Annotated in this window: 17 protein-coding genes and 2 tRNA genes; 8 read left to right on the forward strand and 11 right to left on the reverse strand. The window is 63.7% G+C overall.

Annotated elements, in window-relative coordinates:
* Positions 1-89: 89 nt before the first annotated feature.
* The 4 genes from AB4074_RS07050 to AB4074_RS07065 form a co-directional block, all read right to left on the reverse strand.
* Positions 90-1250: a globin domain-containing protein gene (locus AB4074_RS07050; RefSeq protein ID WP_441412735.1), complete on the reverse strand. Its 1161-nt coding sequence runs from the start codon at positions 1248-1250 to the stop codon at positions 90-92.
* A 154-nt stretch (positions 1251-1404) separates the two neighbouring features.
* A complete protein-coding gene (locus AB4074_RS07055) occupies positions 1405-1854 on the reverse strand; it encodes an RrF2 family transcriptional regulator (protein ID WP_441412736.1) in 450 nt (149 codons plus the stop codon).
* Positions 1855-1878: 24 nt separating this feature from the next.
* Positions 1879-2331, reverse strand: coding sequence for a hypothetical protein (locus tag AB4074_RS07060; RefSeq protein ID WP_441412737.1), 453 nt, complete (start codon positions 2329-2331; stop codon positions 1879-1881).
* 27 nt (positions 2332-2358) lie between these two features.
* A complete protein-coding gene (locus AB4074_RS07065; RefSeq protein WP_441412738.1) occupies positions 2359-3777 on the reverse strand; it encodes a phosphomannomutase/phosphoglucomutase in 1419 nt (472 codons plus the stop codon).
* 124 nt (positions 3778-3901) lie between these two features.
* Between AB4074_RS07065 and AB4074_RS07070 the strand changes: the two genes are divergently transcribed.
* Positions 3902-6073, forward strand: coding sequence for a RecQ family ATP-dependent DNA helicase (locus tag AB4074_RS07070; RefSeq protein ID WP_441412739.1), 2172 nt, complete (start codon positions 3902-3904; stop codon positions 6071-6073).
* A complete protein-coding gene (locus AB4074_RS07075) occupies positions 6070-7512 on the forward strand; it encodes an MFS transporter (RefSeq protein ID WP_441412740.1) in 1443 nt (480 codons plus the stop codon). Before AB4074_RS07070 ends, AB4074_RS07075 begins: the two co-directional genes overlap by 4 nt.
* Before the next feature lie 87 nt (positions 7513-7599).
* Here the strand turns inward: AB4074_RS07075 and AB4074_RS07080 are convergent, their stop codons facing one another.
* The 3 genes from AB4074_RS07080 to AB4074_RS07090 all read right to left on the reverse strand — a co-directional run bounded on the left by AB4074_RS07080 (position 7600) and on the right by AB4074_RS07090 (position 11442).
* The gene (locus AB4074_RS07080) at positions 7600-8682 is read right to left on the reverse strand and encodes a hypothetical protein (RefSeq protein ID WP_441412741.1); all 1083 of its coding nucleotides are present in this window, start codon (positions 8680-8682) and stop codon (positions 7600-7602) included.
* 271 nt (positions 8683-8953) lie between these two features.
* Positions 8954-9041, reverse strand: a tRNA-Ser gene (locus tag AB4074_RS07085).
* Positions 9042-9180: 139 nt separating this feature from the next.
* Positions 9181-11442: a prolyl oligopeptidase family serine peptidase gene (locus AB4074_RS07090; protein WP_441412742.1), complete on the reverse strand. Its 2262-nt coding sequence runs from the start codon at positions 11440-11442 to the stop codon at positions 9181-9183.
* A gap of 59 nt (positions 11443-11501) precedes the next feature.
* Here AB4074_RS07090 and AB4074_RS07095 point away from each other — a divergent pair, with 59 nt between their 5' ends.
* Positions 11502-13517 (forward strand): FAD/NAD(P)-binding protein, encoded by a 2016-nt coding sequence (locus tag AB4074_RS07095; RefSeq protein ID WP_441412743.1) that lies wholly within the window; start codon positions 11502-11504, stop codon positions 13515-13517.
* A gap of 329 nt (positions 13518-13846) precedes the next feature.
* On the opposite strand, the gene AB4074_RS07100 is transcribed toward AB4074_RS07095, so the two are convergent.
* Both AB4074_RS07100 and AB4074_RS07105 read right to left on the reverse strand, forming a co-directional pair.
* Entirely contained in the window at positions 13847-14626 is a 780-nt protein-coding gene (locus AB4074_RS07100; RefSeq protein ID WP_441412744.1) for a VOC family protein, read from the reverse strand.
* 125 nt (positions 14627-14751) lie between these two features.
* Positions 14752-15630, reverse strand: a complete 879-nt coding sequence (locus AB4074_RS07105; RefSeq protein ID WP_345451336.1) for an undecaprenyl-diphosphate phosphatase — start codon at positions 15628-15630, stop codon at positions 14752-14754.
* Positions 15631-15739: 109 nt separating this feature from the next.
* Between AB4074_RS07105 and AB4074_RS07110 the strand changes: the two genes are divergently transcribed.
* Positions 15740-16513: a potassium channel family protein gene (locus tag AB4074_RS07110; protein ID WP_441412745.1), complete on the forward strand. Its 774-nt coding sequence runs from the start codon at positions 15740-15742 to the stop codon at positions 16511-16513.
* A gap of 36 nt (positions 16514-16549) precedes the next feature.
* On the opposite strand, the gene nirB is transcribed toward AB4074_RS07110, so the two are convergent.
* Positions 16550-19168, reverse strand: coding sequence for a nitrite reductase large subunit NirB (gene nirB, locus AB4074_RS07115; protein ID WP_441412746.1), 2619 nt, complete (start codon positions 19166-19168; stop codon positions 16550-16552).
* Positions 19169-19447: 279 nt separating this feature from the next.
* Here nirB and nirD point away from each other — a divergent pair, with 279 nt between their 5' ends.
* On the forward strand, positions 19448-19822 hold the full coding sequence (gene nirD / locus AB4074_RS07120) for a nitrite reductase small subunit NirD (RefSeq protein WP_441412747.1): 375 nt from the start codon (positions 19448-19450) through the stop codon (positions 19820-19822).
* Positions 19823-19994: 172 nt separating this feature from the next.
* Here nirD and AB4074_RS07125 read toward each other — a convergent pair.
* A tRNA-Ser gene (locus tag AB4074_RS07125) sits at positions 19995-20082 on the reverse strand.
* A 114-nt stretch (positions 20083-20196) separates the two neighbouring features.
* Between AB4074_RS07125 and AB4074_RS07130 the strand changes: the two genes are divergently transcribed.
* The 3 genes from AB4074_RS07130 to AB4074_RS07140 are packed head-to-tail and all read left to right on the forward strand — an operon-like array spanning position 20197 to position 22291.
* On the forward strand, positions 20197-21180 hold the full coding sequence (locus AB4074_RS07130) for an NAD(P)H-quinone oxidoreductase (RefSeq protein WP_441412748.1): 984 nt from the start codon (positions 20197-20199) through the stop codon (positions 21178-21180).
* A gap of 36 nt (positions 21181-21216) precedes the next feature.
* Positions 21217-21798 (forward strand): PadR family transcriptional regulator, encoded by a 582-nt coding sequence (locus AB4074_RS07135; protein WP_441412749.1) that lies wholly within the window; start codon positions 21217-21219, stop codon positions 21796-21798.
* Between the two features lie 34 nt (positions 21799-21832).
* Positions 21833-22291, forward strand: coding sequence for a GNAT family N-acetyltransferase (locus tag AB4074_RS07140; protein WP_441412750.1), 459 nt, complete (start codon positions 21833-21835; stop codon positions 22289-22291).
* Positions 22292-22298 lie beyond the last annotated feature (7 nt).

Below are 22298 nucleotides of genomic sequence, written 5' to 3' on the forward strand. Positions count from 1 at the left end.
TCGTTTTGAGGGTCCAAAACGACAACAACTGCGAGCTAGTTGGGGTCACCTGCTGCTTCGGACTTGCGAGGCGAGGGCGGCGGTGGGGACTAGTTGGCGAGCCAGATATCCGGTCCGAAGACTTCGTAGTGAATCCTTGTGGCGGGGATTCCGGCATTGATGGCTTCGTTGCGGATGTGCTTCATGAACGGCAGCGGTCCGCACAGGTACAGCGAGGCATCGGCTGGAAGGTCCACTTCGCGCAGTGACATGAAGCCCGCTTTGGACCCGGCCTGCGGTTCCTCCAGCCAGAGCTGGAGTTCCGCACCATCCAAGCGCTCGACGTCGTCCGTCATCTGGCCGCGCAACGCCCAACTGTCCAGATTGCTCTCCGCGTGCAAGACCAGCACTTGGCGGTCGGAGTCGGAATCGGCGAGCGAGCGCAGGATGGAAGCCGTGGGGGTGCAGCCGATGCCCGCCGAGGCGAGGACCACGGGACCGTTGCCCTCCTTGAGCGTAATCTCGCCATAGGGGTTGGAGATCTCCAGGACATCACCCACCCGAACGGTGTTGTGCAGCACGGGCGAGACCTCGCCGCCGTCGTCGATTTTTGTCGTGAAGCTTCGGCTGATGCCGGCGTTGCCGGAAAGCGAGTACTGGCGGACCTGGCGCAGGCCGTCGGGGAGTGTGACCTTGACGCTGATGTATTGGCCCGGCAGAGCTTCAGTGATCGGCGTGTCGTCGGCCGGCTCCAGGGTGAAGGTCGTGGACCCGGTGCCGGCAGGAGTCTTCGACGCGACCTTCCAGGGGCTCCACATCTTGCCATTGGCCTGCGCTGCGTAGAGTCCCTTTTCGAGCTTGATCAGCGCATCCGCCATGAGCCAATAGACCTCTGTCCAGGCTTCGGCGATTTCAGGGGTAATGACTTCGGCCAGGTCTTCCGCGATGGCGGCGAAGAGGTGCTCGTAGACCACTTGGTACTGCGGCTCGGTGATCCCCAGGGAAGCGTGGCGGTGTGCAATGCGGGACAGCACTGTCTCCGGCAGGGTTCCGGGGTTGCTCACCAGATGGCTTGCAAAGGCGGCGATGCTTCCAGCGAGGGCCTGCTGCTGGTTGCCCGAGCGCTGGTTCGAACGGCTGAACAGCCCATCGAGCAGTTCGGGGTGCGCAGCGAAGAGTCGGGAGTAGAACTTGGGGGTGATGTCACCAATCCGGGCGCCGACGAGCGGCAAAGTGGCCTCGATGACGGGGAAGGACTTGTCCGAGAGCATAGGTACTCCTGTCGTAGTGGCCCGTGGGACGCATACGGACCGGGATCAATACTTGTATTTAGAATGCAAGTATCTATAGCTAATTTCTACACGTCGTAGAAGTATTTGCCTAATCGACAGCCCGAAGATGACAGAGGCCCGCCATAAGCCGGGTCTACAGTCCGGGGCGTAACCCGATCGCCTGGAATGCCGGCACCATCTGCCGAAGGCGCGGCAGCGAGGACACGACGACGTCGTCCAGCTCCCGGTAGAAGGCTTCCCTCGCGCGGGCCAGGGCATGGCGCAGGCCGCATTCAGTAATCAGCGGGCAGTCGCCATGTACGGATTGGCACTCGGCGGGGTCGGCCCTGGTATTCAGTTCACGCAGGATGTGCCCAACGGTGGCCTGCTGTCCGGCGGCGCTGAGCCGTGATCCGCCGTTTCGGCCGCGCTCGACGTCGATGAGGCCGAGCTCCCTCAGCCGGACGATGGCCTTGCTGACGTGGTGGTAAGGAGTCCCCACGGCGTCTGCGATGTTCTGGGTCGTCAGGAGTTCTCCTGCGGGCGCGGACGATAGAACCAGGAGCGCACGCAGGCTCACATCCGCGAAGGCATTGATCTTCATGCCCTCAAGCTTACGGAGTAAGGTCTAGTCCACCCATACCAGGGGCACATTGGTGTCGGCCTCGGCGTTGTCAAAGGTAAAGCCTTCGGCGGTCTGGACGTAAGGGACAACGGCAGCGAGGAGACCGCCGCTGCGATGCTCAGCCGCGGCGTGAATCCCGTCCGAACCGTGTTCCGGAAGGATTACGTCGTTGGCAATCGCCACCGCGCGGTACTCGTCACGGCCTTGGCGCAGCAATTCGAGGATGTCTGCCAGCATCGACTCTGTGTCGACGTTTCCCTCGTCGTCCGGCTCTCCAGGCGTTACGAAGACGATCCGAAGTTCGTTGTCCTCGGCGAGCGTGACCGCGAAGGGCAGGAAGCCACCGTTTTGTTCCAGGTGTTCCTGCGCTGTTGCCAAGGCGGCCCCCAGCGTTTCACGCACTTCGCGGAGTTCGTGTTCCTCTGTGTTTTCGAGGCCGTTGATCTGGGAATTCACGCTGCTGCCCGCCTTAGGAGTTGTCGGCTAGGACCGGACCAGTGCGAGGACGCGATCCCGTACCTTTTCCATGGTGGCAACATCCTTCGCCTCGGCGTTCAGGCGCAGGAAAGGCTCCGTGTTGGACGGACGAAGATTGAACCACCAGCTGCCGTCCTTCGCGGTGAAGGTGCTGCCATCCATGTAGTCCACGTCGACGTCTTCGCCATCAAAATCGGCGCGGACCCGCTCAATGGCTCCTGCCTTGTCCTCGATTTCGGAATTGATTTCACCGGAAGAGACATAAGGCTCGTACTGGCGGCCAAGATCGGACAGTGGGCCGTCCTGCTCGCCCAATGCAGCCAAGACGTGCATGGCCGCGAGCATGCCGGTGTCCGCGTTCCAAAAATCGCGGAAGTAGAAGTGCGCCGAGTGTTCGCCGCCGAAGACGGCTCCTTCTTCGGCCATGACTGCCTTGATGAACGAGTGCCCCACACGAGTGCGCACGGCCCTGCCGCCATCCGTCGCCACGAGCTCCGGGACTGCCCGCGAGGTCAGAAGGTTGTGGATGATTACGGGGGTCTTTTCACCCGCGGCCTGTGCTCGGGCGATTTCCCGGCGCGCAACCATCCCGGTGATAGCAGACGGGGACACTGGTTCGCCCTTCTCGTCAATCACGAAGCAACGGTCGGCGTCGCCGTCGAACGCCAGGCCGATATCCGCACCGTGCTCGATCACCGCGGCTTGCAGATCGCGCAGGTTTTCGGGCTCAAGCGGATTGGCGGGGTGATTCGGGAACGAGCCGTCCAGTTCAAAGTACAGGGGGACGATCTCGAACGGCTGGGCAGGAAGCAACTGGTCACCAAGCACCGCGGGAGTGGTCAGTCCGGCCATGCCGTTTCCGGCGTCAACAACGATCTTCAGCGGACGGGAGCCCTTGAGGTCAACCAGGCTGCGCAAGTACTCGGAATAGTCCTTCAGGACATCGCGGGTGCCGATGTTGCCTTGGACATCCGCAGCCGGGATGCTTCCGCTGTTGAGGTACTTCTCCGCCAGCGCCTGGATTTCCTTGAGGCCTGTTTCGGAGGAGATCGGCTGGGCGCCGGCCTTGGACATCTTGATGCCGTTGTACTCGGCGGGGTTGTGGCTCGCGGTGAAAGTGGCGCCGGCCGCATTCAGGGCACCGCAAGCGTAGTAGAGCTCGTCGGTGGAGATGAGGTCCAGGAGCTGGACATCGGCGCCGCGGCGAGCGGCGCCGTCGGCGAATGCCTTGATGAATTCGGGAGACGACGGACGCATGTCGCCGCCAACCAGCACAGTTTCCCCGGCGAGGCCGAGGGTGTCGACGAAGGCCGCGCCGACGGATTCCACGATGTGGGAGGTGATGGATTCGCCGACGATCCCCCGAACGTCATAGGCCTTGAAGGAAGCCGAGAGGTCAAATGTCTTGTTCTGCTCGCTAGTCACGCGCTCAATCTTACTGTGGAGCGAGGTCGTCGCTGTGCGGGGAGGTCATCTATGTGGAAAACGCTTGTCCACATAGATGACGTCCCGGGTTCTGGCTGTCTGCGGGTGCTGGAATACTGAAGCCATGCCCAACAACCCGGATGCCGCCCTACTCGCAGCAGATCAGTCCACCACCCGGCTGCAGGCCCTTGAAGTATTGAAGGAGCTTGTGGGAAATGCGGACGCCCGTTTTCACGACGGCCAGTATGAGGCGATTGAGGCCCTCGTTGACGCGGGACGGCGCGCATTGGTGGTGCAGCGGACAGGCTGGGGCAAGTCGGCTGTGTACTTCGTCTCGTCTTTGTTGTTGAGGCGCCGGGGCGCAGGGCCCACCCTCATCGTTTCGCCGCTGCTCGCACTGATGCGGGACCAGGTGGCGGCAGCCGCACGTGCCGGGGTACGGGCCGTAGCTATCAACTCCGCCAATCAGCTTGAGTGGGACAACGTCCGCGAACAACTGGCCGCGGACGAAGTGGATGTTCTTCTGGTTTCGCCGGAGCGGCTCACCAATCCTTCCTTCCGGGAAAACCAGCTTCCCGAGCTCATCCGCCGTACCGGTCTCCTGGTGATTGACGAGGCACACTGTATTTCGGACTGGGGGCACGATTTCCGTCCCGACTATCGGCGCATCTCCGATCTCATCGAGCAATTGCCTGGCAGCGTTCCCGTGTTGGCCACCACGGCCACGGCCAACTCCCGGGTGGTCCATGACATCGAAGAACAGCTCGGCGCCGGAGTGCTGACCATCCGCGGTGAGCTTGGCCGGGAGTCCTTGCGGCTGGGTGTCTTGAAGCTCGCCGACTCGCGGGATCGCCTTGGCTGGTTGCTGACCCATCTTGCAGACATGCCAGGCAGCGGAATCATCTACACCCTGACCGTTTCTGCCGCTGAAGACACCGCCCGGCTGCTCTCCGAGGCAGGCCACAACGTCCTGTCCTACACCGGGCGGACGGACCCCGCGGATCGTGAACGGGCCGAGCAACTCCTCAAGGACAACCAAGTGAAGGCGTTGGTTGCCACATCGGCGCTCGGCATGGGCTTCGATAAGCCGGATCTCGGGTTCGTCATCCACCTTGGTGCCCCGTCATCGCCGGTGGCTTACTACCAGCAAGTCGGACGTGCCGGCCGTGGCGCTGCAAATGCCGATGTGCTCCTCCTGCCTGGATCCGAGGACCGCGAGATCTGGCAGTACTTTGCGACTGCTTCAATGCCCTCGGAGGAAAAGGCCGCAGCCGTCCTCGACGTCTTGGCCGAATCCGGCTCTGCCTTGTCCACGGTGGCCCTCGAAGCACGGGTGGACCTGCGCCGGACGCCTTTGGAACTCCTGCTGAAGGTGCTCGCCGTGGATGGAGCGGTGGAGCGCGTGGGCGGTGGGTGGAGGTCCACTGGAAATCCGTGGATCTACGACGCCGAGCGCTACGCCCGGATCGCCGAGGCCCGGGTGGACGAGCAGGATTCCATGGTGATTTACCAAGAGACCGCCGGATGCCGCATGGAATACATCACCGCGGTCCTGGACGACGAGTCCGCGCGTGCATGCGGCCGCTGCGACAATTGCGCCGGCAGGTGGTTCCCGGCGGACGTGGCAGCAGCCGCCGCCGACGCCGCCGGGCAGACGCTTCGGCGCGCGGGTCTCGCGCTGGAACCACGGCTTCAATGGCCCAGTGGCATGGATCGGCTCGGCGTCACGGTGAAAGGCAAGATCAAGCCGGAAGAGTTGCTGGCCGAAGGGCGCGTCCTGGCCCGCCTGACCGACCTCGGCTGGGGTGGTGCCCTCCGTGAGCTCTTTGCCGCCGGCGCAGCTGACCGCGAGGTTGAACCGGCCATGTTGCAGGCTTGCGTACAGGTCTTGCGCGAATGGTCCGCCGGAGACGGCCGGTCCACGGCGTGGAGCGGCCAAGGCCGTCCGGCAGCCGTCGTGAGCATCCCCTCCAGGAACAAGCCGGCGCTGGTCGAATCCTTGGCCCGCGGCATAGCCGGCATCGGCCAAATGCCGTACCTGGGTTCCCTCCAACTCCAGCACGGCGGACCCACGGGCGGGCGCGGTGGCAACAGCGCCTATCGGCTGGCCGGTGTCTGGGAGCGCCTCGTGGTGGGTCCGGAACTTGGACAGAACCTTGAGTCGCTGGGCCGTCAAGGCATCCTCTTGGTCGACGACCTCGCGGACAGCCGCTGGACCATGACCGTTGCCGGCCGCGCCCTCAGGCAAGCGGGGGCAGGATCGGTGTTGCCTCTCGTCCTCGGTCAAGCAGCGTGACCGGCGCAGTCCCGGACGTCCAGTCCGAATCCAAGTGGCAGCCGCGGCTCGCTTTGCTGGTTGCCGCCACCTTCTTCATGGAGTTCCTGGACGGAACAGTCCTTACTACTGCCATGCCGCGCATCGCGGCCGACTTCAAAGTGGTCTCGGCCGATGTCAACATCACGATGACTGCCTATCTGGTGACTGTGGCCATGGGAATTCCGCTGAGCAGCTGGCTCGCAGAACGCTTTGGTGCACGCCGGATCTTCTGCCTGGCGATCGCAGTGTTCACCGTCGCGTCGCTGTTGTGCGCGGCCAGCCAGGACCTCACCTTGCTGACCTTGAGCCGGGTGGCGCAGGGGGCCGGCGGGGCGATGATGGTGCCGGTGGGGACTCTCGTAGTGCTGCGGGGCACACCCAAGTCGGAGCTCCTCCGAGCCACCGCGTTCCTTGTGTGGCCCGGGTTGTTGCTGGCCCCCGTCTTGGCGCCGCTCGTGGGCGGAGCCTTCACTACCTATCTTTCCTGGCACTGGATCTTCCTGATCAACGTACCGCTGGGGCTTGCTGCGTTCATCGCAGCCCTGAGGTTGGTTCCGCGTACGGGAGGCGACGCCGGCCGTCGGCTCGACTGGCGGGGGCTCACGCTCACCACCTTCGGCGTCGGATCGCTTGTGGTAGGCCTTGAAGGGGTTGGTGGCCACGGCGCGGGCGTGGTCCCGGCAGCCGTGCTGTTGGCCGGAGCACTGGCTTTGGCCGGAGCGGCCTGGTGGATGCTTAAAGCCAAGGCTCCGCTCTTCGATCTCCGGGTTTTCGCCACTCGCACGTTCCGGGCCACCTCCACCGGAGGGTTCGTCTATCGCCTGACCATCAGCTCGGTGCCCTTTCTGCTGCCTCTGTTGTTCCAGGACGGCTTTGGCTGGGATCCGCTCAAATCCGGTGCCATGGTGGCCGCGGTGTTCATCGGCAACATCGGCATCAAGCCCGCCACGACGCCCATCATTCGGCGGTTCGGCTTCAAGCCAGTGTTGGTCTTTGCCTCTTTCGCCTCGGCCGTCACCTTTGCCGCTTGTGCAGCGCTCAACGCAGGGACCCCGGAGCCGTTGATTTTTGCGTTGCTGTTGGCCAGCGGAGCCTTCCGCTCGATCGGATTCTCGGCATACGCATCGGTGCAGTATGCGGATATCGTCCCGGGGGAGCTACCTTCGGCCAACGCAGTATCAGCCACGTTGGTGCAACTGGCCGCGGGCGCCGGCATTGCAGTGGGTGCACTCTTCCTGCGTCTCTTCGACCATGTGTCGCTCTTCGGCGACGGCACTTCCTCGGCATACCGTGGCGCCTTCCTCGCCATGGCTGCCGTGATGCTGTTGAGCACAGTAGACAGCCTGACGCTGCACCGGTACGCCGGAGCTGAAGTCAGTCGCAGTGCTGTGAGTAAACCCGAAAAACGGCGGGGCTGAGGCCTTCGAGGACGCTAGTCGCCGGAACTTCCACACCGGAGATTCCGGCGACTTTCGGCCGTCCGCCGTCTTGCTTGGATCGTTTAGCTAGGACGCCGGGTGCGTGAACGGGATCCGGTCGAACGACATGACGCTCGTTGCTTCACCCGGGTTGACCGTAACCTTCAGCCAGTCCTTGGCATTGTTGGATCCATCCACGGTGATTCGGGTCAGGTTCTTCGCTGCTGTGGCCTGGCCGTAGAAAGACAGCCACGTGGAACCGGCAGCGAGGGGGTGGTCTTGGTTGTAAACGTGGCTGTCGCCATTGATCAGGTAGACCGGGCCGCCGAACGAGTTCGATTCCTCGATCAAGGTCTGCACCAGGGGTTTGAAAGCACCAAAATCCGCCTGGGAAGGGGCCGCGACTGTCGGGTCGAACATGTCCGCCTGAGTCATCACGACGACGGCCCGGTCACCGTTGTTCCGCGCCTTCCGGAAGGTATCCCTCAACTCCTGGATATCAGCATCGGTCCTCTGCTGTACCTCGTTAAGTTGGGTGGCGGTGGGCTGGGTCTGGCCGAGTCCCGTCCAGGGCAGCATCGAATTGTTGCTGCCCGGAATGTTGACGGCAGTGAAGGCGACCTCATGCTTGCGGAAGCTGACGTTCTCCGGGAAGCCTTCCTTTGCCTGTGACTTCACCTGCATCGGAGAACCAAGCGTGACACCTGGCTGCGGGAAGAAGACTTCCCGCAGCTTGGCCAGTCTTTCCAGGGGGTTGTATGCACCGTTGTTCGTTCGGTGGCAGTCAGTCCATTCGTTGTCACCCGGGGTGTAGACGAGAGGGGCAGTAAAGCTGTCGAAGTTCGTCTTGATGGCCTGGAAGTACTGGTCCGTGCACTGGGATGATCCGTTCTTGATATCGCCCACGTGTGCTACAAAACTCAGTTCCTTGTGCGCGTTCAGGTCCTGAATGTAGGAGGGGAAGGCTTGGATTTCAGCGTTACCGTAGGGCACGTCTCCGATGACGCCGAAGCTGAAGCCCTCGGTATTGCCTTGGTGTCCGTTGCCGTTGGAGCCGTCTTGTCCCGCCTTGTTACCGTCATTGGCCGCCAGCGCCGGCGGCGTGAGCAACGTGGTTGACAGCAGGACGGCCCCAACCGTTGCGATCGCGAATCTCGTCATTGAACGCATGAATCTCTCCTCGTCGTTGGTCTCCGTTACCCGGACGAGGTTATTGACGCGAGCTGAATTCAAAGAGTCGGAGACATGAATCTTCCTCCAGGATTCGGCGATGCTCCGTTCCGACCCCGTACCTTCCTCCCCTTCTTTGAATCGGGAAAGCGCTTACGACACGGCGAGTCGCGTCATTTCGACGCCGGAACCCGGCAAACATGGGGAAAACGGTGCGGCCCCCAGGGGTGCGGAAACGCAAAAGGCCCCGGTCAGGGACCGGGGCCAAACGCGGAGACGGGGGGATTTGAACCCCCGGTGGAGTTGTGCCCCACACTTCATTAGCAGTGAAGCCCATTCGGCCGCTCTGGCACGTCTCCAGTTGCTATTGCTAGCCAACCAAGGATACGCAGAACTGGGCACCGAGCGCAAAACGGAGGCGCGGGCCGCCGCAGGGCGTCGCACCGCCGCCTGTCGGACTTGGTGCGGGCCGCCGTCGGGCGCTCCCCGTCGAGGGCGCTAGTGCCCCGAGCCTTCCTTGCCCGCAAGCGCCCGCCACAAGAAGTGTTGGCTGCGGGCTTGGAGTGAGGCTGCCTGGCGGTTGTCCGAGGCTCCGGCGTGACCGCCTTCAAGTGCTTCGTGGAACCACACGTTCGGGATGCCCATTGCCTGCATCCGGGCTGCCATCTTCCGGGCCTGGACCGGGCCTACACGGTCATCGGAGGTGGCCGTCCAGATGAACGTCTCCGGGTACTCCACGCCGTCGCGCAGCAGGTGGTACGGCGAGAAGGTGCGGATGTACTCCCACTGTTCCGGTACGTCGGGATCGCCGTACTCGGCAATCCAGGAGTAGCCGGCCGAAAGCTTGGTGTAGCGGCGCATGTCCAGCAACGGGACGCCGCAGGAGATGGCTCCGAACAACTCCGGGTACTGGGTCAGCATGTTGCCCACCAGCAGTCCGCCGTTGGAGCCGCCCACGCAGCCGAGCCGTCGCGGACTGGTGACGCCCCGCGAAATGAGGTGCTGGGCCACAGCGGCGAAGTCCTCGAACGCGCGGTGTCGATTCGCCTGCAAGGCTGCGCGGTGCCAAGCGGGACCGTACTCGCCGCCGCCGCGGATGTTGGCCACGACGTAGACGCCGCCACGTGAATGTGCCGCAGAGCCGTCTTCGGACGGGATGCTTTCGGTCCGGCGTTCCAGCCAGGCGCGCCCGATGGCTCCGCTGTAGGCCGGGGTCCTAGAGACTTCGAAGCCGCCGTAGCCCGAGAGCTGTGTGGGGTTCTCGCCGTCGAGGTCAAGATCTTTGGACGCCACCTGGAAATAGGGCACGCGCGTGCCGTCTGCCGAGGTGGCGAAGTGCTGCTGGACCTCGTAGTCCGCCTCGTTGAAGAACGACGGCGAGGACTTCACCACTGCGTGCGTGCTCGCCACCCCGCCGTCATGGCCTGCGTCGAGCGTGTAGCTCGCGACCCCGGGGGACAGGGTGCCGCGCATGAGGGTGGTGGGGGTGGTGAAGCCCGTTGCGACGAGCCAGTAGTCGTTGCCGGCGTCGTCGCCTTCCGCTTCGTCCTCGTCGTCGACGGCGTAGGCGTTCACATCGTGCAGCGGCGGGCACGCATCCAACAAAGTCGAGGCCCACCCACCCGCGGAGTCCTTGCGGGCCGGGTCGAGCACCCTGATTTCGGAAGAGACGTCGTGCAGCAGGTTCAGGAGCAGGTAGTTCCGGGTCCAACTCCACGACTGGAGGGACGTGTGTTCATCCGGGGTGAAAAGCACCGTGAAATCGCGTGCCCCGGACAGATAGTCCTCAAAGTCGGCAGCCAGCAGAGACCCGGCGGGATAGGTGGTTCCGTCCACGTTCCAGTCCTGCCGCGGACGGAACATGAGCCATTCGCGGTGCGAACTGAGGTTGACGTCGGTGGGGACATCGATGGCCAGCCACGCGTCGTCATGCAGCACGGAAGTGGTCCGGTTGAAGAAGTCGATCCAGTCCACGGCGAAAGTGCGTTCGAAACCCGGGGTGGAGTCGTGGGCGACGAGGGCCATCATGTGGTCTTCGGGGATCTCGAAAATCCGCTCCGCCTCAGTCAAGGATTGGCCGCGACGGAGCTTCACCCCGGTGCGCGCGTAGGACGAGTTGGTTTTCGGCAGGCCGTCGGCGGTGGTGGCAACCAACAGGGTGTCGGCATCGAGCCAGCTCACGTTGCCCTTCGCGGTCGGAAGGTCGAAACCGCCTGCAGCCGGGTCCACGAAGGTGCGGGTCTCGACGTCGAACTCGCGGTGGCGGTTGGCATCACCGCCGTCGGGGGAGAGGGCGATGATGGCGAGGCGGTGCGGTTCGCCTTCGGCCGGGCGCAGGAAGTTGGCGCCGTGGAAAACCCATTCTTCGCCTTCGGCGGCGGCCAGTGCGTCGATGTCGAGCAGCACGTCCCATTCCGGGGCATCGCTGAGGTAGCTTTCCCATGTGGTCCGGCGCCAGAGGCCCTTGGGGTTCTGCTGGTCTTTCCAGAAGTTGTAGTAGTGCTCGCCACGCTTGTTGACCATGGCGATCCTGTCCGTGGAGTCCAGGACCTCCAGGATTCCGGCTTCCAAAGCCGTGTAGTCGGGGTCGTCGAGCAAGTCTTCGGTGCGGGCATTTTGCTCCCGCACCCAGGCCAGCTGTTCCTCGCCGTGAATGTCTTCGAGCCAGATATTCTCGTCGACAGGTTCGGGGGCGATTGCGGTTCCCTGGGCAGTTTCGTTGTCGGGCGCGGGCGCTTGATCAGCTGCTGTGGTGGTCATCCCCCATCCTAGAGTGACTGTCTGAGAAGGAAGCAAGTCACAAGAAGTTAGGCTTGGGCGTGGGTAAATCGCAGAACATTCGGGTTGGGCTGATCGGGGCAGGTCCCCGCGGCACCAGTGTGCTGGAGCGTTTGCTCGCCAATTGGGCCGCGACGGAAACTCAAACGCGTTCCTTGCACATCGACGTCGTGGACCCCTATCCGGCCGGCCCCGGGCACGTCTGGCAGCCCGAGCAGTCCCGGCTGTACCTCATGAACACGCAGTCGTTCTACCCCACGTTGATCCCCGAGGACGAACGACTCGCGCCGCCTTTGGCCGGGGGCTCCTTCGAGCAGTGGCGAGCGAAGCAGCGGTCAGGTGGCGGTCCGGGCCTGAGCGACGAGGAACGGGCTGAACTTGCCGTGCTCGCCTCCCACGACTTTCCCAGCCGCGCCCTTTACGGGCGGTATTTGCGCTCGACGCTGGAGGAACTGCTCGACCGTGTCCCGGCCGGCGTTGAGATCGCCTTCCACCGGAACAACGCCGTGGCGGCGCGTCCCCTCCCGGGCCGGCCGGCGGACGGTTCGCGGGACGGTTTGCGGGAAGGTTCGGCCGGCGAGCGCGCGGGCGGACGGTTCGACGTCGAACTCGACGACGGCGCCCGGCTCACCGTGGATTCCCTCGTCCTCGCGCTGGGCCACCTTGAGTCCCGGCTCAACCCGGAGCAGCGTTCGTTCAGGGAGGTGGCGTCGGAGCTCGGGCTGCTACACGTCCCGCCCGCCGCACCTGCCGACGTGGACTGGGCGCTGGTTCCGGACGGGGAAACCGTCCTGGTCCGCGGCATGGGCCTGAATTTCTTCGACGTCATGGGCCAGCTGACCGAAGGCCGCGGGGGACGATTCGTGCCCGCTGAAGGCAGTCTCCAGGGGAAGCTTAAATACTTGCCTTCGGGCAGGGAACCGAAGATCATTGCGGCATCCAGGCGGGGCACTCCGTACCGGGCCAAGGCCGGGTTGGACGGGTACTATCCCAAGTCCGTGCGCTTGCGGTATCTGACCGAGAGCGCGGTGGAACGCTTCGCCGCGGCAGGCATCCAACCTGGCTTCGACCACGATCTTTGGCCCCTCCTGCATCGGGACGCCTTGTGGGCCTACTACTCAACGTTGGTCGTGGCGGAACCCGTGGCCGTGTCTGATGCGAACGAATTCCTTGCTGCCCTCGAAGACTTGTTGCAGCCACACGCGCATGCCACCGGGCGATGGGAAAACCAGGTCGCAGAGCTGGTTGCCACCCACGTTGCAGCGTCGCGCCGCCTTGACCTGCTGGGCCTCGCGGCGCCCTTGGCCGGGCATTCCTTCGCGTCCAGGAAAGAACTCGACGCCGCCGTCGTCGACTATCTGGACGACGATGCCCGCCGCTCCGCGCTCGGAGAGTCAGATCCCGTGAAGATGGCCATCGGTGCCTTGCATACCGGACGGGCGATCCTGAAGAGTGCTGTGGCCGACGGCGGCATTACGGACGAATCATGGGTGGGCGAGCTGCGGGGCTGGTTCGAATCCTTCGTTGAGGGGCTCGCGAGCGGTCCTCCCGCCCTGCGCGCCGAACAGTTGGCCGCTTTGGCGCGCGCCGGCGTCGTGAGTTTCGTTGGCCCGGATCCGCGGTTCAGCGTTGATCGTTCCAAGCGCGTCTTCCGCGCGGTATCTGCCTGGGTGCACGACGACGCCGCGGAAGCCAGGACCCTGATTGAAGCCATGTCTCCCGCGAACCGCGTTGGCGTGAGTGTTTCTCCGTTCCTGCGGCAATTGCTGGCCGACGGATTGGTGCGGCCCAAAGTGATGATGACTGCCGAGGGAATGCCGGTGGAGACCTCCGGCTTGGACGTCGAGCCGCACCCCTACCGGCTGGTGGGCGCCAACGGTTCCGTGACTCCGGGGATGTACGCCCTTGGCCTGCAGCTTTCCTCCACCCAGTGGGGAACGGCCATCGCCGCCGAAGCCCGGCCCTCGGATGGCACCGGCTACCGCAGCGGCCAACGCACCCTCCGCGACGCGGACGAAATCGCCAGGGACATGCTCGGCCTTCCCCTCCAAAAATGAGCATGTTCCCCCAAGAAAGATGAGCATGCTCCCGCCCGTTCCAACGAGTGGACATAAACCTGATATGTCCTCTCGTCGGGGCCGGGGGAGAGCATGCTCATCCGGGGTTGGCGCTGCGGCTAGCCCGGAAGGCACTTCTGGTACTCAACCCAGGCTCGGCATCACATCAGTCGTGGGTGAAAACCGGGTTCCCATATGGTGACGGCACAAACAAGAGAGAGCATGCCCTCCATTTGAGGCGGGGAGTGGACATAATCCCAATATGTCCACTCCCCGCGTCGTGGGGGGAGCATGCTCTCTGGGTGGCGGGCTGGGCCTAGCGGTTGGGCTTATGCAGCCTGGTTTTCGATGAGTTTGAAGATCGCACCCGTCGGGTCGGTCAGGGTGGCCATCCGGCCGTAGGGAGTGTCCTCAGCCGCTTGGACCACGGTGGCGCCCAGGGAGACGGCCTGCTCGATGGTGTCATCGACCTTGTCCACTGCGAAGTAGACGCCCCAATAGGACGGGACCTCCGCCGGGAGGAAACCGGAGGCATCCATGATGCCAGCCTTGGAGTCGTCGCCCGCCCCGAGCGTGGTGTAGCGGAACTCCGGGGTATCACCCACGACGGTGGTTTCCCAGCCGAAGACGTTCTGGTAGAAGGAAACTGCCGAGTCGTACTCCTTGGCGAAGAGCTCGTGCCAGGCGGGTGCTCCGGTTTCGGCAGCCAGCTGGTAGCCCTTCATCTCGCCGAATTGCCAGGCACCGATCGCTGCTCCGGAGGAATCCGCATACATGGCCATGGTTCCCTGGTCCGGTACTTCCATGGGTTCCATGTAGACCTGGCCGCCGTTGGCGACGGCCGCTTCGGTGGTGGCCTTGATGTCGTCAGTGCGCAGGTAGGTGGACCAGACATCGGGCATCTGGGCCATCTCTTCCTGCTTCTGCATGATCCCGGCCACCATCTTGCCGTCCTTCGAGGCCGTGATGTAGCCGCCGTACTTTTCCTGGTCCCCGGTCTCGTAGGTCCAGCCGAAGAGCGTGTTGTAGAAGGACTTTGCCTTCTCCGGGTCCGAGGTCATCAGGTCGATCCAGCAAGGTGAACCGGGGGTGATGTCAGGCGTAGGCATGTTTGCTCCTGTGTCGTTTACCGCGGTTGTTGCCGCGGCTTCATGAGTGGGTGGTGGAGACAGACAAAACCCTATGCGGGGCCTCCGACAGTTTCAATGCCTGGCTCGATGCCTTCAGCGGAAACCTAGCCCATGACCAGCATCAAGATGAAGTAGATCGCTCCGCCGACCACCGAGTAGATGGCGAAAGGCGTCAAGGTCCGGGTCTCGAAGAAACGAAGCAGGAACTTGGTGGCGAACCATGCGGCGACACCCGCGCACAGGGCCCCCACCAGGAAGACTCCACGCTCGTCGGCCATGGCCGGGGTGAAGAGTTCAGGCAGCTTGAGCACGGCGGCCGCGCCGATGATCGGCGTGGCGAGCAGGAAGCTGAACCTCGCAGCGTTTTCGTTGTTCAGCCCGGACAGCAAGCCTCCGGCCATCGACGAGCCGGAGCGGGAGATTCCCGGGATGAGGGCGGCTGCCTGGGCGGTTCCGATTGCCAAGGCGCGTTTCCACGGCAGGGTGGCGATTTCGGCGTCGGAAACCGTTGCAGTGGCCGCCTGCTCCGCTACACGGCGGCTGTCCCTTGTCCGCAGACGCTCGGCTGCAAAAAGGATGAGACCGTTGAGCACCAGGAAGGCGGCAGCGATCAGCGGCGAACCGAAGAGGTTCCGAATGGGCTTTTCCAGGACCAAACCGATGATTCCGGCCGGCACGGTTCCAACCACGAGGAGCCAGCCGAGCTTTGCGTACGTGTCTGACGGAGCAATCTTCCGGTCCCGGATGGAGCGGCCAAGACCCTTGGCGATTTCAATCCAGTCCCGGAGGAAGAAGAAGAACAGCACAATTGCTGTAGCCAGGTGGGTGGCAATGAGGAAGTTCAGGAATTCGGGCGCCTTCTGGTCCAGGCCCCAACCGAACAGTTTGGGCAGGATGACGCTGTGGCCGAGGCTGGAAATCGGAAAGAGTTCGGTGATTCCCTGCAGCAGGCCCATAACGATGGCCTGGATCATATTAATCATGGGTTCGATCCTAGCCAGTACCGGTTACTGGGAGATGAACGTTTGCTGGGAGGCAGCCGTGTGCCAGCAGGTGAACGCGGTCAATAGGGTGGGTGGCTAATATCGACGAATGACTCAAGAGCGATGGCGGCAGGTTTCCGAATGGCCCATGGTGGCGGCAGCGGTGCTGTTCCTGGTGGCCTATTCATTCCAAGTGATCGCCAATCTCAGCGAGGCCCAATCCACGGTCGTTGACACCATCATCTGGGTCACCTGGCTGGTGTTTGCCCTGGACTATGCGATGTGCCTGGTCCTGGCGCGGCGTCGCGCCCAGTGGTTCGTGCGGAACCTGCACGAATTGCTGATTTTGGCCCTCCCGGTCCTCAGGCCCTTGAGGTTGTTGCGGCTCGTGACACTCCTGAAGCTGCTTCATCGCACCGCCGGGAACGCCATGCGGGGCCGCATCCTCACTTTTGTCCTTGGGTCCGCGGCCCTCCTGACGTATTGCGGTGCCATCGCCGTGCTTGATGCTGAGGAGAACGCCGCGGGCGCCAACATCACCAACTTTGGCGATGCCATCTGGTGGGCGATGGTCACCATCACTACCGTCGGCTACGGGGACCACTACCCGGTGACGGTTGTGGGCCGCTGCGTTGCCGGAGGTTTGATGGTCTGCGGAATCGCTGTCCTGGGCGTCGTGACCGCTTCGGTTGCCTCGTGGCTCGTTGAACAGGTCTCCTCCGGAGCTGCGGCGGCCGCGACAGTCGCCGAGGAGCCCATGAAACAGGAGATCCGCCGGTTGGCAGAACAAGTCGAACGCCTTAGCGCGCTTCTGGAAAACGCCGACGACGAGCCACGGGGCAGCGTGGTCGGAGCCCGCGGCGACCACTCGCCGTCGCCCTAGCTCGCCGTCCCCGTAGCCCGCCGTGGAGGTGCGTTCTTAGTCCCTTCCGCGGACGGGGATGCTCGCGGAAGAAATCAAGACGGCGCTTTTTTCTTCGTTGGTGGCGGGGCGGATCTGGCCGCGTTCGGGGACGAAGACGATGGCCTCGTCTTCTTGCTCGGGGGCGTTGACGAAGGAGCGGAAGCGGCGGAGGCGTTCCGGGTCCTTCAGGGTCGCGGCCCACTCGTCCTCGTAGGACCCAACGTGCTTGGCCATGGCGGCTTCGAGCTCCTCGGCGATGCCGAGGGAGTCCTCGACGACAACCTGGCGCACGTGCTCCAGGCCGCCGTCGAGCTCTTCCTGCCAGCGGGCGGTGCGTTGAAGCCGGTCGGCGGTGCGGATGTAGTACATGAAGTAGCGGTCGATGTACTTCACTAGGATGTCGTCGTCCAAGCCGCCGGCGAGGAGCTGGGCGTGAGCGGGGTTCGCTCCGCCGTTGCCGCCGACGTAGAGGTTCCAACCCTCCGATGTCGCGATCACGCCGACGTCCTTGCCGCGGGCTTCGGCGCATTCGCGGGCGCAACCGGAGACGCCCATTTTGAGTTTGTGCGGGCTGCGCAGGCCGCGGTAGCGCAGTTCCAGGTTGATGGCCATGGCGACGGAGTCGAGGACACCGAAGCGGCACCAGGTGGAACCCACGCAGGATTTCACGGTGCGCAGGCTCTTGCCGTACGCCTGGCCGGACTCCATGCCTGCGTCAATGAGCTCGCCCCAGATCTCCGGGAGTTGTTCGAGGCGGGCGCCGAACATGTCGATGCGCTGGCCGCCGGTGATCTTCGTGTACAGGCCGTACTTCTTGGCGATCGTGCCGATGACCACGAGCTTGTCGGGCGTGATCTCCCCACCCGGGATGCGCGGGACCACGGAGTAGGTGCCGTCTTTTTGCATGTTGGCCAGGGCGCGGTCGTTGGTGTCCTGCAGGGTGCCGCGGCCGGCGTCGAGCACGTACGCGGAATGCTGCGACGCCAGGATCGAGGCGATGGTTGGCTTGCAGATGTCGCAACCCGCTCCGGTGCCGTATTTGGCCAGGATCTCCTCGAAGGATGTCAGTTCCAGGACGCGGATCGCGTCGAAAAGTTCCTGCCGGGAGAGCTCGAAGTGCTCGCACAACGCCTTGGAGACTTCGATGCCGGACTTCTTCAGTTCCCCTTCGAGGAGCTTCTTGATCATCGGCACGCAGGAGCCGCACTGGGTGCCGGCCCGAGTGCAGGCCTTGAGGCCTGGCACATCGCGGACCGGCTCGTTGCCTTCGCACGTCCCGCACGCGTTGACCGCGTCCCGGATGTTCCCGGCGGGGACGTTGTTGCAGGAGCACAGGATCGCGTCATCGGGCAGTTCGGTTTCGGGGGCGTCCCCGCCGCCGGCGGCCGTCAAATAGGCGCCGGGTTCTGCGGGCAGTTCGCGGCCGAGCAGGGGGCGCAAGCTCATGTACGGGGTGGCGTCGCCGACGAAGATGCCGCCCAGGAGGGTCTTGGCGTCGTCGGTGGTGACGATCTTCTGGTACACGCCGCGGGCGGGGTCGGCGTAGACGATTTCCAAGGAGTGCTCGGTCTTGGCGAACGCGTCGCCGAAGCTGGCGACGTCCACGCCGGAGAGCTTGAGCTTGGTGGCCGTGTCGAAACCGGGGAAGGTCGCTTGTCCGCCGTGCAGGCGGTCCGCGACGATCTCGGCCATCGTGTTCGCCGGTGCCACGAGGCCCAGGCACATCCCGCCGAAGTTCGCCACCTCACCGATGGCGAAGATTCCGGGGATCTCGGTCTCGCAAGCATCGGAAATGACAACACCGCCACGCTGGCCAAGCGTGAAGACCTGTTCCTCGCCCTCCGCTGCACGGAAGAGCTCATCGCGCGGCCTGACCCCGATCGCGACGATCACGATGTCGGCGTCGATGATGCGGCCGTCGGCCATGAGGACTCCGGTGACCTGGCCGTCGTCGTCGGACAAAACTTCCGAGGGGAAGACGCCGCCGTGGATTTCGAAGCCCTTGTCTTTGATAAGGCGGCCCAGTGCCTGGCCGGCCCCTTCGTCGAGCTGGGTGGCCATCAGCCAGGACGCGCCGTCGATGACGATCGGCGTGGCGCCCAACCGCTCCGTCCCTGCTGCCGATTCAAGGCCGAGGAGACCGCCGCCGATGGTGACAGCGTTGACCTTGCGGCCCAGCTTTTCCGTGAGCTGGGTGATTGCTTCGTTGATGGCCCAGACGTCTTCGAGGGTGCGGTAGACATGGGTGAGCTCGGCGCCCGGGATCGGCAGACGGGCAGCATTCGAACCCGTCGCAACCACGAGGGCATCATATTCGTAGCTATTGCCAGCCGCGGTTTCCACGGACTTGGCATCGGTGTTGATCTTGACCACCCGCTCGCCTGTGCGCAGGTCCAGGGCCTCGTGCTCCCACATTGACGCGTGTCCGAGGGTGAGGTCGCAGTCCACCTCGATGAGCGCCTTGCTCAGCGTGACCCGGTCATAAGGAAGATGCGCTTCCTCGGTCAGGACCGTGACGTGCCAGCCCTCGAGACCGCGGGTATGCATGGCATCGGCAAAGCGGTGGGCCGCAGGGCCTCCGCCCGCGACCACAATGCGGCGCGGGTTCTCTGAAGGGGAAGTATGTCCGGTCACTGGCGGCCTTTCGCATGTGCCGCAGAACCGTCATCCGCGACTTGTCACTTCAGACTAAAGACACGCAGTTTCGCGTCAGTTTCCCCTTTGTTTCGGGGGCTTAACTTCGGCATCACGGTGAGGATTGCGGCTATGTGAGGTCTCCTTTACGAGCAGGACACATTGATTGCATTCCGGCGAAACATCGCGGGCCTACCGTGAAGTTGTGGCCGCAAACGGCCCGTGCCGGCTGGCGGAATTGGATCCGCCGGACCGGCAGGCTTAGCGATAGGGGCTGAAATGACCGTAATTTTGGATCGGCAAAAACTACAACAGCAGAACGCACCGACCGCGTCCGGCTGGCACCGCGTCTGCGCAATCGACGAGCTGGAACCGGCTTGGGGCGAAGCTGCCCTGGTCGGAGGGAAGCAAGTAGCACTTTTCCGCACCACGCCGGATGAGGTCCTGGCGGTATCCCAGCAGGACCCTGCAACGCTGTCAAATGTCATGGCGCGGGGCATCGTCGGTTCCCGGGGCAGCCGTCCCACCATCGCCTCGCCGCTTCACAAAGAGGTGTACGACCTGGAAACCGGCGAATGCTTCACCAATCCTGAACTGCGGCTCGCCACCTACAACACCCGCCTCGTCGACGGATACATTGAAGTAGCCGTCTAGGCTGCTTCAGCTTCCGACGCCGATTCCGGCCGGTTCCGCCCGCGGAACCGGCCATTGGCGTTTCCTCGTGGTGTGGCGGGGGACCGCCAGCGGGTTTAACGCAAAAGAGGCCGGCCATGGAATCCAAAGATTCGCATGAACCGGCCTCTCAGCTGCGCTGTGTCGCGCCACGCGGAAGGTAAGGGATTTGAACCCTTGGTGCGGGGTTACCGCACACTGGTTTTCAAGACCAGCTCCTTAGGCCGCTCGGACAACCTTCCCTGCCTAGTAGTGTTTCATAGGGAGTTGGCTGCGCCAAAAACCTGCCGCGGCGATTAAGGCGGTTAAGGTGTCTGAAAGGCCAACTGCACTGAGCGAGGGATCGGGAGCACTCTATGAAAGCCGTCTACATCTCCGAACCGGGCGGGCCCGAGGTTCTGGAAATCCGGGACGTCCCTGCTCCGGTTCCCGGCCCCGGCGAGGTTCTCATCGACGTCGTCGCCGCCGGTCTCAACAGGGCGGATGTCCAGCAGCGCCGCGGTTTCTACCCGCCACCACCGGGGGCATCCGAAATTCCCGGCCTTGAGGTCTCCGGCAGGATTGCCGCGTTCGGGCCCGAGGTGAGCAAGCCGTTTTCGGTAGGCGACAAGGTAGTGGCCCTGCTTTCGGGTGGCGGCTATGCGCAGCAGGTTGCTGTCCCGGCGGAGCAGGTTTTGCGACTGCCCGACGGCGTGGATCTGGTCACTGCCGCATCCTTGCCTGAGGTAGCCGCAACGGTTTACTCGAACCTCATCATGACTGCACAGCTGCAGGCCGGTGAGACGGTACTGATTCATGGCGCCACTGGGGGCATCGGCACCATGGCCATCCAACTCGCCAAAGCGTACGGCGCTACGGTCGCGACGACGGCCGGAACGGCCGAAAAGGTCGGAACCGCGAAAGCCTTCCTCGGGGCCGACATTGCCATCAATTACGCGGAGGAAGATTTCGTCGAAAGCCTCAAGGCACAAAACGGCGGCAAAGGCGCGGACGTCATTCTCGACGTCGTCGGTGCCAAATACCTGCAGCAGAACGTGGAAGCACTCGCGGACTACGGCCGGCTGGTGGTGATCGGGCTGCAGGGTGGCGTCAAGGGCGAACTCGACCTCGGCCAGTTACTCAGCAAACGCGCGGCCATCATCGGCACGGCGCTCCGTCCGCGGCCGGTCGCGGAAAAGGGTGTCATCATGAATGCCGTCCGTGAATCGGTCTGGCCGATGCTGGCCGACGGCCGGATCAAGCCGTTCGTGGCCAAGTCGTTCCCCTTGGAGCAGGTCCGCGAAGCCCACGAGTACTTCGATTCCGGCGAGCACATGGGCAAAATCCTGCTGCTGCTCTAGCGGCTCCCCGCCAAACCGGCAGTACGAAGGAGAGCGATGTCCATCCGGTACAGCATCCTGGCATTGCTTCAGGAGCAACCACGCTACGGCTACCAATTGCGGGCGGCGTTCGAGGAACGCACGGGAGCCGTCTGGCCGTTGAACATCGGACAGGTGTACACCACCCTGAACCGGCTGGAGCGCGACGCTTTGGTCCGCAAAGAGCGCGACGACGGCCGCGGCCACGTGCTTTTCAGCATCACCGACGCCGGGACTGCGGAAATCCGTCGATGGTTCGCGACCGCAGTGGATCGCGGAGCGCCGCCGAGGAACGAATTGGCCATCAAGCTGGCGTTGGCCGTCACGACGGCGGGCACCGACGTCCCCGCGCTGATCCAGGCCCAACGTGAGATTTCCTTGCGCGAGCTGCAGGCGTATACCCAGGACCGCAGGGACCTGGCCGCCAACCAAAGAGTGACGGATACGGCCAGGCTGCTCGTCCTGGACTCCCTGATCTTCCATGCCGAGGCGGAGGCCCGATGGCTGGATCTTTGCGACGCCAGGCTGGTCCAGCAGGCCAATGGCGCCAGCAACGGCACGATCGGAACCGTCCGCTCGACGGGGACACCCACCGCATAAACTGCTCCGCAGGGGAGGTGCTGACATCGAAACATTGACGAATGCCGGCGTCCGGATCCGGCTGCTCGGCCCCGACGATGCGGACGCGCTGATCCGCTTGGCGGATACGGACAACTTGTTCGACGAGGATCCTTCAGTCGCGCCGTCAGGCGCGTTGACGTACGACGGCGCCCGCTCCTTTCTGGGCGACCCCGGCGTGCTTTTCTGGCTGGCTGAGCTCGGCGGCGAGACGGTTGGATTCCTTCACTGCTGCATTCAGCGCCGTCGTAATGCCGGACCTTGGGCCGAACTGCTCCTCATGGAAATGGGGACTCATGCGCAGTGGCGCCGCCGTGGTATCGGCCGGTCCCTTTTGGCAGTCATGGAGGAGTGGATGCGGGAACACGGGATGGAAGAAGTCTGGGTCCCGGCCAACCTCTATGCGACGGGCTTCTACGAAAAATGTGGTTTCGCTAAGGACGAAGGCGAAATACTCGTCAAGGCACTGGGCTGAGTTGCGG

The organism is Arthrobacter sp. 2MCAF14 (assembly GCF_052115645.1).
Classification (GTDB): domain Bacteria; phylum Actinomycetota; class Actinomycetes; order Actinomycetales; family Micrococcaceae; genus Arthrobacter.

Excerpts from the sequence above, each read along its gene's own strand:
- AB4074_RS07110 (WP_441412745.1), top strand. The coding sequence starts at position 15,740 with ATGACTCAAGAGCGATGGCGGCAGGTTTCCGAATGGCCCATGGTGGCG.
- AB4074_RS07050 (WP_441412735.1), bottom strand. The coding sequence starts at position 1,250 with ATGCTCTCGGACAAGTCCTTCCCCGTCATCGAGGCCACTTTGCCGCTC.
- AB4074_RS07100 (WP_441412744.1), bottom strand. The coding sequence starts at position 14,626 with ATGCCTACGCCTGACATCACCCCCGGTTCACCTTGCTGGATCGACCTG.
- AB4074_RS07130 (WP_441412748.1), top strand. The coding sequence starts at position 20,197 with ATGAAAGCCGTCTACATCTCCGAACCGGGCGGGCCCGAGGTTCTGGAA.
- nirD (WP_441412747.1), top strand. The coding sequence starts at position 19,448 with ATGACCGTAATTTTGGATCGGCAAAAACTACAACAGCAGAACGCACCG.
- AB4074_RS07055 (WP_441412736.1), bottom strand. The coding sequence starts at position 1,854 with ATGAAGATCAATGCCTTCGCGGATGTGAGCCTGCGTGCGCTCCTGGTT.
- AB4074_RS07135 (WP_441412749.1), top strand. The coding sequence starts at position 21,217 with ATGTCCATCCGGTACAGCATCCTGGCATTGCTTCAGGAGCAACCACGC.
- AB4074_RS07070 (WP_441412739.1), top strand. The coding sequence starts at position 3,902 with ATGCCCAACAACCCGGATGCCGCCCTACTCGCAGCAGATCAGTCCACC.
- AB4074_RS07090 (WP_441412742.1), bottom strand. The coding sequence starts at position 11,442 with ATGACCACCACAGCAGCTGATCAAGCGCCCGCGCCCGACAACGAAACT.
- AB4074_RS07080 (WP_441412741.1), bottom strand. The coding sequence starts at position 8,682 with ATGCGTTCAATGACGAGATTCGCGATCGCAACGGTTGGGGCCGTCCTG.
- AB4074_RS07105 (WP_345451336.1), bottom strand. The coding sequence starts at position 15,630 with ATGATTAATATGATCCAGGCCATCGTTATGGGCCTGCTGCAGGGAATC.